Below are 12688 nucleotides of genomic sequence, written 5' to 3'. Positions count from 1 at the left end.
GATCAGCATTGCCGCCCTTACGGCGCGCCAAACAGCGCCGTCCAGTAGATCCCGGCATCGCTTTTCGGGTCGTTGGCGTAGGCCGCGCCCAATTCGCTGAACTGCGGGTTCATCAGGTTGGCGCAGTGCCCCGGGCTGGCCAGCCAGCCGGCGATGACTTTGCTGGCGGTATCAAGCCCGGCAGCGATGTTCTCGCCGACACGTTGGCCGCTGTAACCCGCCAGCTCCGCACGATCACCTGGGGTGCGGCCATCAGGGTCTTGGTGGTCAAAGAAGTTGCCGTTGGCCATGGCGCGGCTGTGAGCTTCAGCGGTACTGCCCAGGGTGGCATTCCAGGTCAGCGGCGCAGCGGCGGCAAAGGGTTGATTACCGCACTGACGCGCGGTGCTGCGCGCACTGTTGAGCTGCTCAAGCAGCTTCTGCCCTTCCGCCTGCCAGTCGCCCAGGCGTGCGGTGAGCAGCGGTCGGGCCAGCAGAATACGCCACTCACGGCCCTGCTGATTGACGCCGATATCGACAAACTGCGGGTCCAGCACAATTGTGCAGAAACTCTCTCGCAACACGTTCAGCGCCGCCGCCGCATCACGCGGTCCGGACAGGCTGATGGCCTGCACGTTGACCATCGGGTAGCCGGCGGCGCTCATCGCTTGCTGCAGATCGCCCGCGCGTCCTACCGGTTGCACCAAGCGTGGATCTGCCGTCAGCGGCGGCAGCTCGGCAGAAGCCTGCTCGCCACACCGCTGCACCTCGCTGCGGTAGCTGTTGATCAGCCCAACCAGTTGCGCGTCCTCGGCGGCTTGTGCACCCGCAGCGCACAACAGCGCCAACCCCGGGGCGACGATCGCCCGAATAAAACCCTTGCTAGCCATAATCCCCCTCGACCTGAACAGGCTCACTGGCATGCCCATCAATGTGTTCGGGTGATCTTGGCGCACCTCGCGCGATGAAACCAGCCCAATGCGCTGGACGCCTAGCGGCAATATCAACGGCTGAATGCTTAGACGTAAATACTGACGCCGCCCCGGGCCTGCAGCCAATCACGGTAGGTGGTCAACGACTCTGTCTGTTTGTCGCCGTTATAACCCACAAAGCTGTCGGTCTTGTCCAGGCCGGCGTCGACCAGCTTGTTGATTTGCGCCAGCAGTTTGGCCGCATCTTCGCGGTCCAGTTCAGCGACATCCGGCAAGGCAATTTTCGACGTATCGCTGGCCTGCTCGGTTACCGGGCGGAAGCGATCACTGGCAATCGCGTTACTGGCACCGCTGCTTTCAGCGTTCATCGCGCGCAACAATCCGCCGCGGCTGTTGGCCACCATGCCGCTGGCAAATCGGCGAATTTCCGCAAGCGGGTCAGTGGCCGCAGTGGGTTTTTCCTTGCTGTTGGCACTGCCCGCAGCACCATCCGTCGTGGGTTTGGCGGTGTTGGCAAAGTAGCTCGCCAGCGGCGAGTTGTTGGAAATACTGGTCATGGCGAATCCCTGCATAGGTCAGCTGGCAGGCATTTCTGCAGAATATGGGCCAACCACCTGCACGCCAGTAAAACCGGGCTTTCTGTCAACTCAGCCTTGAGCGAAGAGGAAACGCTTTGCCGCCTCAGGCAGGCTGTTGCCGCTGGCAGGCAGCGCACCACTTAGTGAGGCCCTGAAACGACAGCGCCCCCGCAAAAACCTGCGGGGGCGCGTGTGATGGGTTGATGGGCAGCCAGCCTGGCCGGTTGCCCGTGACGTTTACCTAGACAGCGCGCAGGCGTTCCTCGGCGAGGAAGTCCTCTTCCAGCAATGCGTCCTGACCGGGAATATCGTTCGCCTCATCGGCGTGCAGTGGCGTGACGCGCTTGCTGCGCAGTTTGCCGAATTGATGCTCAAGGGCGTGGTGCAGTTTTTCGATGGAGCCGTCGATGGCCTGTTCCAGTGACTCTGCCTTGTGGGTGACGGAAATAGGTTGCAGGCCTTTTGGCCGTGCTTCGATCTGGCAGCGTTTGTCGTGCGCGCCGGCTTTGGCGCCGTTGTCGTCATGCAGGTGGACAACGATGCGGGTCAACTCGTCATCGAAGCGCTCCAGTTTGCTGGAAACACTGGCACTCACCCACTCAACCAGACGAGCACTGCCTTCGATGTGGTTATCGCTGTGAACTTGGATTTGCATAAAGCTTTCCTTCTTCAACTGTTCGCGAAAGCGTCGCCAAGCAAGGCGACAACTCCAGCCTACGCCACTAAGCCCCCCTGTAGGCAACCCCTAAGACGTTGGTCGCAGCCACAAATGTGCAATGTTCATGCTGTAGAAGTGCTCAAACCCTTGCCCCCCGTGAGCTGGAAGACAGGCGCTGCAAATCAAACAAAATCTTTCCATCGATCCCCGCCACGGCCTTAACACGACTCGCAGCGCAAGGCCCGCGCACTCCTCGCACAGAAATACGCTGACCGTTCAAACGGTGATGATTCAAGCCCGCGTGATCGCGTTGATGCGGCCATGCTTGTGCGCAAGCCCATAGCTCACCCGACCCTGGCTATGTCACGCCAGGGCCACCAACACACCTCAGCTTTTCAACCGATAACCGGTCTTGAAGATCACGCCCACGGCCAGGATGCACAGAAGCAGAAAGCCGAGAATCATCGCCAGGCTGAGGCCGACGTTGACGTCGGACACGCCATAGAAGCTCCAGCGGAACGCACTGATCAGGTACACCACTGGGTTAAACAGGGTCACCGTCTGCCAGGCCGGTGGCAGCATGCTGATCGAGTAGAACGCCCCGCCGAGGAAGGTCAGCGGCGTGACGATCAGCGCCGGCACCACCTGCAGCTTCTCCCAGCCGTCGGCCCACACGCCGATGATGAAGCCGAACAGGCTAAAGGTCAGCGCAGTCAGCACCAGAAACGCCAGCATCCACAGCGGGTGGAGAATCTCGAAATCGACGAACAGCCGCGCGGTAATCAGGATCACCAGACCGAGAATGATCGACTTGGTGGCCGCCGCGCCCACATAGCCGATGAGGATTTCCAGGTAGGACACCGGCGCCGACAGCAACTCGTAGATGCTCCCCGAATACTTGGGCATGTAGATGCCGAACGAGGCGTTGGAAATGCTCTCGGTCAGCAGCGCCAGCATGATCAGCCCCGGCACAATAAACGCGCCGTAACTGACGCCCTGCACCTGGGTCATGCTCGAACCGATGGCCGAACCGAACACCACGAAATACAGCGACGTGCTGATCACCGGGGTAGCGATGCTCTGCAGCAGGGTGCGCCAGGTGCGCGCCAGTTCGAACAGGTAGATGGCACGGATTGCGTAAAAATTCATGCGCGCGACTCCTTGACCAAAGACACAAAGATTTCTTCCAGCGAACTCTGGCTGGACTGCAAATCCTTGAAGTCGATGCCGTGCTGGGCCAGGTCCTTGAGCAGTTCGGCGATGCCGGTGTGCTCGCTCTGGGTGTCGAAGGTAAACACCAGCACGCGGCCCTCGTCGCTCAGTTCCAGCGGGTAACGCGCCAGTTCGGCAGGGATGCTCGCCAGGGGCTGCTGCAGCTGCAGGGTCAGCTGCTTCTTGCCGAGCTTGTGCATCAGCGCCTGCTTGTCTTCCACCAGAATGATCCGCCCCTTGCTGATCACCCCGATGCGGTCGGCCATTTCCTCGGCCTCTTCGATGTAATGGGTGGTGAGGATGATGGTCACGCCGCGCTCACGCAGACGGCGCACCATGTTCCACATGTCGCGGCGCAGCTCGACGTCGACGCCTGCAGTGGGCTCGTCGAGAAACAAAATCTGTGGCTCGTGGCTCAGCGCCTTGGCGATCATCACCCGACGTTTCATGCCACCGGACAACTCGAAAATCTTCGCATCGCGCTTGTCCCACAGCGACAGGTCCTTGAGCAGTTGTTCCAGATAGGCCGGATTGGGCTTCTTGCCGAACAGGCCACGGCTGAATTTCACCGTCGCCCAGACGGTTTCGAACACATCGCTGACCAGCTCCTGCGGCACCAGGCCGATCTGCGAACGGGATGCGCGGTAGTCCTTGATGATGTCCTTGCCGCCCACCAGCACCCGCCCGCCACCTGGATTGACGATGCCGCAGATGATGCTGATCAGGGTGGTCTTGCCCGCACCATTGGGGCCGAGCAACGCAAAGATCTCGCCGGGGCGAATGTCCAGGTTGATGTCCTGCAGCGCCGGATGGCCGCTGGCGTAGGTCTTGCTCAGCTGTTGAATCGAGATCACCGCTTGCACAGAACCTCCTGCTCTGGGGAAAAGCGCAATTGTAGGGAAGTTGGCCGGGCTTGCGGAAATGCTGATGCAGTAACCTGCACGGATTGAGCAGCCCAACGTTGAGCTACAGCGGATGCGGCTGCTAGGCTGACCCGAGTTTTATGCAGACAAGGAAATAGAACATGGCACTTCGTCACGCCCTCACCGGCCTCAGCCTCCTCGCCCTACTGGCAGGTTGCAGCTCACAGCAGCCCGCCCAACCAAGCGCCGAAATCAGCGGCGACTGCAATGTCGAGCAGGTTCATGGCGTACTCGGTCAGACCGCCAGCAGCGAGCTGATCGAGCAGGTGCAGCAGCAGGCCAACGCCAAAACCCTCCGCGTGCTCGCCCCCGGCGACGCCGCGACCATGGATTACAACCCGCAGCGTTTGAATATCGATATCGATGAAAGCGAAGTGATCATTCGCCTGACGTGCGGTTGAGCGCCCCTCGGTTAACTAAGCCCCACAGACCGGGCATACTGGCGCACTCGTAAGCAAGTCGGCCGCCCGTTTCCATGCGTATTCACGTCACCTTTATCGACCGCGTTGGCATCACCCAGGAAGTGCTGGCCCTGCTCGGTGGGCGTAATCTCAACCTGGATGCGGTGGAGATGGTGCCGCCGAACGTCTATATCGACGCGCCAACCCTGAGCCCCGAGGTGCTCGATGAGCTGCGCGAGGCGCTGTTCAAGGTGCGTGGCGTGCAGGCGGTAACCATTGTCGACATCCTCCCCGGCCAGCGCCGCCACCTGCAACTCGACGCCCTGCTCGCCGCCATGACCGACCCGGTATTGGCAGTCGACAGCCAGGGCCGCGTGCTGCTGGCCAACCCGGCGCTGATCGAGCTGTGTGGCCAACAGCCTGATGGTCTGGGCATTGGTGAGCTATTCGCCGACAACGACCTGCACCAGGCGCTGCTCGACCAAGGTTTTCGTCTGCCGATGCGCGAAGTCACCCTCAAGGGCCAGGCGTTGCTGCTGGATGCGCAACCGATCACCGAAGGCGTCGACGGCGGCGCGCGGCAACTGGCCGGCGGCCTGCTCAGCCTGTATGCGCCGAGCCGCATCGGCGAACGCCTGGCGGCACTGCACCACGACCATGCCGAAGGCTTTGACTCGCTGCTCGGTGACTCCGCACCGATTCGCAGCCTGAAGACCCGCGCCCAGCGCGTTGCTACCCTCGATGCGCCGCTGCTGATCCAGGGTGAAACCGGCACCGGCAAAGAGCTGGTGGCGCGCGCCTGTCACGCCATAAGCACGCGACGCACCGCGCCATTTCTCGCGCTTAACTGTGCGGCATTGCCGGAGAACCTCGCCGAAAGCGAACTGTTCGGCTACGCCCCCGGCGCTTTTACCGGGGCCCAGCGCGGCGGCAAGCCGGGGCTACTGGAGCTGGCCAACCAGGGCACGGTGTTTCTCGATGAAATCGGCGAAATGTCACCGTACCTGCAGGCCAAGCTGCTGCGCTTTTTAAGCGATGGTACTTTCCGCCGGGTCGGCGGCGAGCGTGAGGTCAAGGTCAATGTGCGCATCCTCAGCGCCACCCACCGTGACCTGGAAAAGATGGTCAACGAGGGCGCGTTCCGAGAAGACCTGTTCTACCGCCTCAACGTGCTCAACCTGGAAGTCCCGCCCCTGCGCGAACGCGGTCAGGACATCCTGCTGCTGGCGCGGCATTTTATGCAGCAGGCCTGCGCGCAGATCCAGCGCCTGCCCTGCCGGCTGACACCGGATACCTACCCGGCGCTGCTGGGCAATCGCTGGCCGGGCAATGTGCGCCAGCTGCAGAACGTGATCTTCCGCGCCGCTGCGATCTGCGAAAGCAATCTGGTGCAGATCGATGATCTGGATATCGCCGGCACCGCAGTGGCTGCGCAGCAAGCCGAGGGCGAAGTCAGCAGCCTGGAAGCGGCAGTGGACCAGTTCGAAAAAGCCCTGCTGGAAAAGCTCTATCCCAGCCATCCCTCGACCCGGCAACTGGCGACCCGTCTGCACACCTCGCACAGCGCAATTGCCATGCGTCTGCGCAAATACGGGATTCCGGGCAAGGGTTAAACGCGGCGGTCAAAAGCTGCCGTGGCGCCCTGTACCATCCTTGAAGCGCTGCGCGCCGGCCTGGGTTTCGCCACTGGCGATCACCGCCATGCCGCCTGCAAACTCGTTGCCCAGCGCCTGCACAAAAGGCAGATCCCACTGCGCATAAGCGCTGGCGCGGTCGGCCAGCATGCAGCGTTGTGGGAAGCCGGCAATCTCCAGTGCCAGTTGCTGCGCTGCAGCCAACGCGCTACCGGCGGCGACCACCCGGTTGACCAATCCCATGCTTAGCGCTTCCTCGGCCACTACCGGGCGACCGGTGAGAATCAGATCCAGCGCGCGGCCCTGGCCGATAATCCGTGGCAAATGCACGGTGCCACCGTCGATCAGCGGCACGCCAAAACGCCGGCAGAACACCCCGAGCACCGCGTTATCCGCCATCACCCGTAGATCGGCCAGTAGCGCCAGCTCCAGGCCACCGGCCACCGCATGGCCTTCGATGGCAGCAATCAGCGGTTTGCTCAGCTGCATGCGGCTCGGCCCCATCGGCCCGTCACCCTCGGTTTCCAGGCGATTGGCACGTTCAGCCCCTGCGGCCACCGCACCCAGATCAGCGCCCGCGCAGAAAGTCCCACCCGCACCAGTCAACACCGCCACCCGCGCCTGTTCATCCGCTTCAAAAGCCCGCAATGCCGCGGCCAGTGCCTCAGCCGTAGGCCGGTCGACTGCATTGCGCACCTCGGCGCGGTTGATGATCAGGGTGGTGACCGGGCCGTTTTTTTCGATGATGACGCGCATAACCTGCTCCCTAAAAAGCCGAAGGCCGGCATTTAGCCGGCCTTCACCTTAAAGCCCTGCGCGGTGGAAATCAGCCTGCTGACCGATCTCCCCGCCAGAGTGGCGCAATCAGAGGGCGAACTTCTGCAGGTTGGCCATCATCTCTTTCATCGCTTCGATATTGTCCTTCGGATGGGCCGCGCCCTCGAAGTCACAGATCTGCGCGAAGTTGGCCGCCACGTCTTCCGGACTGTAGCCTTCACGCGGATCGAAGCCGGCACCCAGGCTGCGTTCCCAACGCACTTTGCCCATCCAGCCGCCGCCGACTTCGAACAGGCCGGAGGTTTCTTCGCAGGCGTTGCTCGCCAGGTACACCACCAGCGGGCTGACCAGCTCAGGTTTGAGCTGCTCGAACACCTGCGGCGGAATCAGGCCTTCGGTCATGCGCGTGCCGCCAGTAGGTGCGATGGCGTTGACCAGGATGTTGTTCTTGCGCCCTTCGAGGGCCAGGGTGCGGGTCAGGCCGTACAGGCCGAGCTTGGCCATGCCGTAGTTGGACTGACCGAAGTTGCCGTAAATGCCCGACGTGGATGCGGTGAAAATCACCCGACCATAACCCTGCTCCCGCATGTGCGGCCAGGCGGCGCGGGTGACCTTGTAAGCGCCTTCGACGTGGACTTTGTAAACCAGGTCCCAGTCGGCGTCTTCCATCTTGTGGAAAGTCTTGTCGCGCAGGATGCCGGCGTTGTTCACCACCACATCGATGCGGCCAAAGGTATCCAGGGCGCACTGCACGATCTTCTCACCGTCAGTCACCGAGTCGTGGTTGGCCACAGCGGTGCCGCCCGCTGCGCGGATTTCCTCAACCACCTTATCGGCCGCCGAGGCATTGGCGCCTTCACCGTGGGTGCTGCCGCCCAAGTCATTCACCACCACCTTGGCACCGTGCTTGGCGAACAACAGCGCATGGGCGCGGCCCAGGCCGCCGCCGGCCCCGGTGACGATTACAACCTGATCTTGAAAACGGATGGCGTCGCTCATGCAGCATTCCTCGGCAGATTAACAATGCGCCGAGTGTCCAGCAGTCGCGCTCTGGTCACAATAGCTACGCGCAGCGCTGAATGGTGCGCAATAAAGCAGCGGGATAGTCAGGCCGGGCGGATCAGGCTCAAGTGGTTATACAGATGCAACACATGGGCCTGAGCGTAATCGGCATGACTAAGCGCGCCGTAGGCAAAATGCGGCTGCAACTCGCCCTGATACGCAGCGAAGTCGGCAAAGGCTTGTTGCAAACGCTGTAGCGCGTGGGCTTGCGTAGCTGGCGCATTCAGCGGGGCCGCGCCGGGAATGGCCTCATTCAGCGGATGACGCATCGCCCCACGCGCGGCAAATACGCTAAAGGCCAGCGGGCCGACGCTGCTGCGGAACCAACCCGGCTTGAGTTCGGGATAACCACTGATGGAGTACTCGATGCTCTGCGCACAATGGTTGAACACTTCAGCCGGGCTCCAACCCTTGAGGCTGCGCAATGGCTGATCGACCAAACCGGCCAAAAGCTGCTGGGCCGCATCCAGGCTGACTGCGGCTGGCGCCTCGCCGCTGGGCAATGCCCAGAACCCGGCCCCCAGAGCCGCTACACCACCGAGGGCGGCACCTTTCAGAACAGTACGTCGTTGCATTATGTGGCCTCCAGCCCTTCACGGAATTGCAGGTAATGCGCCAGCACCTGATCCGGGGCCTCGGTCTGCGGATAATGGCCAATGCCCTCCAGCAGCACAGTGTCCGGCTGGGGGATCAGCTCGCGGTAACGCGCCACCATATGCGCCCCGGAAATCGGGTCAACAGCACCATCGATCACCCGCATCGGCACCGCCGTGGCCTGCATCGCCGCCACCCAGCGGTCGCGGTTGACGCGGCGCTCGGGCATATAACGGATCAAGCGGTGCATCACCGCCGGGCCGTTATGGGCGGCGATCAGGCTCCAGAAGTCATCCAATTCACGCTCACTGGGCTGGGTCTGTGGGCCGAACACTTTGGCAAAACTCTGCGCCAGCTTCTGGCGGCTGAACAACCGGCCAATCAGCGGGCCGATGGGGCTGAGTAGCAGCTTCTGCACCAATACCGGATGGTGGGTTTCCGGAAACAGCCCGCCATTGAGAAAGACACAACTGGCGAGTTGTACGCGCCCGTTCTGATGCCGTGCCAGCAGCTCTTGTGCAACGCTGTCGCCGTAATCGTGGGCCAGCACATGCACTGGTTGACCAATCCCCAAATGCGCCAGCAGCGCCTGTTGCAGATCAGCCTGTTCCAGCAGGCTGTAGGCATGTCCACGGGGCTTGGCCGAGTCGCCAAAGCCGAGCATGTCGCAGGCAATTACCTGGTAACGCTCAGCCAGTGAAGCCCACAGGTAATGCCAGTCCCAGCTGGCGGTCGGAAAGCCGTGAATCAGCAACAGCGGCTCGCCCTGACCGGCCGTCCAGTAGCGGATGCCATGGCCGTTAAAGCTAAAGGCCTGCCCCGCACTGCGCCAATCTGCCAGGGCAATCCCTGGCAGCACCGTCATGCTGCGTAACCTGGGATCTGTTGATCCAGCTTGCGCAGCAGCGCCGGCCACGGCAAAGCGCCGCCCATGCCCTGCGGACTTTTCATCACGCCAGCAATCATCGCCCGGGCACCGTCGAGGACCTGTTGCGGGATATGGATCAGCTCCGCCCCGCCACTCTGCGCCATCACCTGAATCTCGCAGGCGCGCTGCAGGGTAAACATGCCGAGGAAGGCATCGGCAATGCTGCCGAAAGCGGTAAGCAAGCCATGGTTGGGCAGGATCATAAAGTTCTTATCGCCCAGGTCCGCCTGCAGCCGCGACTTCTCGTCATGGTTCAGCGCCACGCCTTCATAGCCGTGATAGGCCAGGCTGGCGAGAACGAACAGCGACTGCTGCGACAGTGGCAGCAAACCCTGCTTCTGCGCCGATACGGCAATCCCCTGCGGGGTGTGGATATGCAGCACGCAACCAACATCGTGGCGCACCTCGTGCACGGCGCTGTGGATGGTGTAGCCGGCCGGGTTGATGTCGAACGGACTGTCCATCAGCTTGTTGCCGGCGAGGTCGATCTTCACCAGGCTGGAGGCGGTGATCTCGTGGAACATCAGACCATAGGGGTTGATCAGGAAGTCTTCGCTGCCGGGGATCTTCGCCGAGATATGGGTGAAGATCAGGTCATCCCAGCCATACAGGGCAATCAGCCGGTAACAAGCGGCCAGGTCTACGCGGGTCTGCCATTCGGCAGCAGACACCTGATCCTTGAGGCTGACAACAGGCAGTGCGTGGGCAACGGTCATGATGAATTCCTCGGCTTTTGTTATTGAAGTGCCAAGGAGTCTAGCGAGGGATGCCGCAAAGGTGAGTCGCTCTAGCGGCCAGCATGGTGGCCTTGCAGGTCAAACCAGTTCGGGATGCAGCTGCGCGAGCATGGGCCAGTCGCGCTGGGCCTCAGGGTCATCGCTGAGCAACTGGAAGCCGGCGAAGTCGAAACCCGGCGTCACCGTACAACCCACCAGGGTAAACGCCCCGGTGCTGCGCGCCGCCTGCCAGGCATATGCTGGCACTAAGCGCTGCGGCAGCTGACCGATGGCCACCGGGCCCAAGCGCGCACAGCGCACGGCATCGGGCTGCTCGGCGACCAGCAGCTCCAGCGGCGCGCCTTCATAAAAGTGCCAGAGCTCGTCGGCATCCACCCGATGCCAACGGCTGACCGCGCCAGCGGGAAGCAGAAAGATGATCGCCGTGCCGCACAGACGGCCACCGTCAAGCTGTGCAGACGACTCATACAGGCGGCGGTAATAGCCACCTTCCGGATGCGCCTGGAGTTGCAGCGCCGTGATCAGCTCTTGCGCGCGCGGGTGCATCAGCCGTGCAGCGCCGCAATAAAGTCCGCCAGCCAGGGCTCGGCGTCGGTTTCCGGAGTCACGCTTTCGCTGCTGTCCAGGCGCAGCATCGGCTGCACTTCACGGATGCCCAGCTCGGCATACAGCTCACGCACCAGCTCGCCACCACCGCAGAAGGTGTCGCCATAGCTGGAGTCGCCCAGGGCAATTACCCCGCCCGGCAGGCCACTCCAGGCCGGCAGATGATCACGAATGGCGTAGTACAGGGGCTGCAGGTTATCCGGCAATTCACCCATGCCGGTGGTCGACGTCACCGCCAGAAAAGCTTCAGGAGCAAAGGCCTGAATATCCGCCAGACTGGCGCGCGAGTTGTGCCAGGCCTCATGGCCGGCGGCCTTGAGCAGACGCTCGGCGTGGCGAGCAACTTCCTCTGCGGTGCCGTACACCGAGCCGGAAAGGATGGCGATTTTCATGCAGAACTCCGAAACAGTCAGAACCAAATCGATAAGCACGGCATTATGCCGCAAGTAGACAGACCGCCCGGATGTTTTAGAATGCAGCCGACATAGACTGGGAAATCGCCTCATGATCAACGCCAAACTGCTGCAACTGGTGATCAACGCCTCCAACGACGGCATCGTGGTGGCCGAACAGGAAGGTGACGACAACATCCTGATCTATGCCAACCCCGCCTTTGAAAAACTCACGGGTTACGCCAGCGAAGACATCCTTTATCAGGATTGTCGTTTTCTGCAGGCTGGCGACCGTGATCAAGCTGGCCTGGATGCCATTCGCGAGGCGGTAAAAGCACACCGTCCGTGCCGGCAGATCATCCGCAATTACCGCAAGGACGGCAGCCCGTTCTGGAACGAGCTGTCAATCACCCCGGTGGTTAATGACGCCGACCAGCTGACCTACTACATCGGCATCCAGAAAAACGTCACCGAACAAGTGCTAGCCCAGGAACGGGTCAAAGAGCTGGAAGCCGAGATGGCCGTCCTCAAGGCCGAGCTGGCACGTTTGCAGGCGACGACCGGCACTAACTAATCCCCAGATCAGCGGTCACAACAGCTCCAGAGCTTGATATAGACCGCTCCCATGCAAGAACAAGCACTTCTGACCCAGGCCGAACTGGCCTTTATCCGCCAGCTGCATCAGCCCACGAACAGCGAGCCGCCCAGACAAACGGGTATGCCAGTTGACCTGGGCAAACAGCTCAGCGAACTGCTGTCGCAGTGTGCGGCCAATGAACAGCTGAGCCTGCATGCGCACATCGCCAACCAGCACCTCACCTTCAACCTGCACCTTAGCCAGGATGAACGCAACGCACCCTGCCTGCAGCTCGGCGCGCCGCAGATCATCGATGAAGGCGAGATCAACCGTGCATGGCGCTCGCCCCTGCCCGAGCCGTTACCGCTGTATAAGCCCAACACACAGCCGAGTGACCTGTGGATTCATCAGTTGTCTGCGAACGGTGCGCTGATCGAACACCGCGCACAGCGCAAGGCACCGAAGTGCTTTCACCTGGTGTTGCCCGTGGATGAACACGCACCGATTGCCGTATCGGGGATCTTTGTCCGCGAAACCGCAGACGGTCTGCTGGCCTATCAGCTAAATACCCTCGACCCGCAAGGCGATGAGCAGCTGCGCCACTACATTTACCAGCAACACCTGCTACGCGAACAACAACCACAGGCACGCCACGGCTGAACAACGACCGCAACTAACAGACAAAAAAAGACCCGCAA

The 12688-nt window shown here is 61.7% G+C and carries 16 protein-coding genes; 4 read left to right on the top strand and 12 right to left on the bottom strand.

Annotated features, from left to right (window positions below; all coding sequences use genetic code 11):
• Nucleotides 1–17 precede the first annotated feature (17 nt).
• The 5 genes from BLO50_RS09405 to BLO50_RS09385 form a co-directional block, all read right to left on the bottom strand.
• Complete coding sequence (locus BLO50_RS09405; RefSeq protein WP_090251729.1) at nt 18–869, bottom strand: CAP domain-containing protein; 852 nt, start codon at nt 867–869, stop codon at nt 18–20.
• 128 nt (nt 870–997) lie between these two features.
• The gene (locus BLO50_RS09400; RefSeq protein ID WP_090251727.1) at nt 998–1468 is read right to left on the bottom strand and encodes a hypothetical protein; all 471 of its coding nucleotides are present in this window, start codon (nt 1466–1468) and stop codon (nt 998–1000) included.
• Between the two features lie 262 nt (nt 1469–1730).
• Nucleotides 1731–2144, bottom strand: coding sequence for an HPF/RaiA family ribosome-associated protein (locus BLO50_RS09395; RefSeq protein ID WP_090251725.1), 414 nt, complete (start codon nt 2142–2144; stop codon nt 1731–1733).
• Nucleotides 2145–2534: 390 nt separating this feature from the next.
• The gene (locus tag BLO50_RS09390) at nt 2535–3296 is read right to left on the bottom strand and encodes an ABC transporter permease (RefSeq protein WP_090251723.1); all 762 of its coding nucleotides are present in this window, start codon (nt 3294–3296) and stop codon (nt 2535–2537) included.
• Nucleotides 3293–4222, bottom strand: a complete 930-nt coding sequence (locus tag BLO50_RS09385) for an ABC transporter ATP-binding protein (protein WP_090251720.1) — start codon at nt 4220–4222, stop codon at nt 3293–3295. Before BLO50_RS09385 ends, BLO50_RS09390 begins: the two co-directional genes overlap by 4 nt.
• A 161-nt stretch (nt 4223–4383) precedes the next feature.
• On the opposite strand from BLO50_RS09385, the gene BLO50_RS09380 reads away from it, so the two are divergent.
• Nucleotides 4384–4683, top strand: coding sequence for an I78 family peptidase inhibitor (locus tag BLO50_RS09380; RefSeq protein ID WP_090251717.1), 300 nt, complete (start codon nt 4384–4386; stop codon nt 4681–4683).
• 74 nt (nt 4684–4757) lie between these two features.
• Nucleotides 4758–6296, top strand: a complete 1539-nt coding sequence (locus tag BLO50_RS09375) for a sigma-54-dependent transcriptional regulator (protein ID WP_090251715.1) — start codon at nt 4758–4760, stop codon at nt 6294–6296.
• Nucleotides 6297–6305: 9 nt separating this feature from the next.
• On the opposite strand, the gene BLO50_RS09370 is transcribed toward BLO50_RS09375, so the two are convergent.
• The 7 genes from BLO50_RS09370 to BLO50_RS09340 all read right to left on the bottom strand — a co-directional run bounded on the left by BLO50_RS09370 (nt 6306) and on the right by BLO50_RS09340 (nt 11413).
• Nucleotides 6306–7073, bottom strand: a complete 768-nt coding sequence (locus BLO50_RS09370; RefSeq protein WP_090251712.1) for a crotonase/enoyl-CoA hydratase family protein — start codon at nt 7071–7073, stop codon at nt 6306–6308.
• Nucleotides 7074–7181: 108 nt separating this feature from the next.
• On the bottom strand, nt 7182–8093 hold the full coding sequence (locus tag BLO50_RS09365; RefSeq protein ID WP_090251709.1) for an SDR family oxidoreductase: 912 nt from the start codon (nt 8091–8093) through the stop codon (nt 7182–7184).
• A gap of 107 nt (nt 8094–8200) precedes the next feature.
• On the bottom strand, nt 8201–8731 hold the full coding sequence (locus BLO50_RS09360; RefSeq protein WP_090251705.1) for a DUF1569 domain-containing protein: 531 nt from the start codon (nt 8729–8731) through the stop codon (nt 8201–8203).
• Nucleotides 8731–9615, bottom strand: coding sequence for an alpha/beta fold hydrolase (locus tag BLO50_RS09355; protein ID WP_090251702.1), 885 nt, complete (start codon nt 9613–9615; stop codon nt 8731–8733). The genes BLO50_RS09360 and BLO50_RS09355 overlap by 1 nt, the downstream gene beginning before the upstream one ends.
• Entirely contained in the window at nt 9612–10394 is a 783-nt protein-coding gene (locus tag BLO50_RS09350; RefSeq protein WP_090251699.1) for a class II aldolase/adducin family protein, read from the bottom strand. The genes BLO50_RS09355 and BLO50_RS09350 overlap by 4 nt, the downstream gene beginning before the upstream one ends.
• 99 nt (nt 10395–10493) lie before the next feature.
• A complete protein-coding gene (locus tag BLO50_RS09345) occupies nt 10494–10961 on the bottom strand; it encodes a cupin domain-containing protein (RefSeq protein ID WP_090251697.1) in 468 nt (155 codons plus the stop codon).
• Nucleotides 10961–11413, bottom strand: coding sequence for a flavodoxin (locus tag BLO50_RS09340; RefSeq protein ID WP_090251694.1), 453 nt, complete (start codon nt 11411–11413; stop codon nt 10961–10963). The genes BLO50_RS09345 and BLO50_RS09340 overlap by 1 nt, the downstream gene beginning before the upstream one ends.
• A 112-nt stretch (nt 11414–11525) precedes the next feature.
• Between BLO50_RS09340 and BLO50_RS09335 the strand changes: the two genes are divergently transcribed.
• Both BLO50_RS09335 and BLO50_RS09330 read left to right on the top strand, forming a co-directional pair.
• Entirely contained in the window at nt 11526–11987 is a 462-nt protein-coding gene (locus BLO50_RS09335) for a PAS domain-containing protein (protein WP_090251690.1), read from the top strand.
• Nucleotides 11988–12038: 51 nt separating this feature from the next.
• Nucleotides 12039–12650: a hypothetical protein gene (locus BLO50_RS09330; RefSeq protein WP_090251687.1), complete on the top strand. Its 612-nt coding sequence runs from the start codon at nt 12039–12041 to the stop codon at nt 12648–12650.
• Nucleotides 12651–12688: the final 38 nt, after the last annotated feature.

Origin of the sequence: Pseudomonas peli (genome assembly GCF_900099645.1) — a bacterium.
Lineage (GTDB): Bacteria > Pseudomonadota > Gammaproteobacteria > Pseudomonadales > Pseudomonadaceae > Aquipseudomonas > Aquipseudomonas peli.
This window is presented reverse-complemented; position numbering and strand designations above follow the sequence as displayed.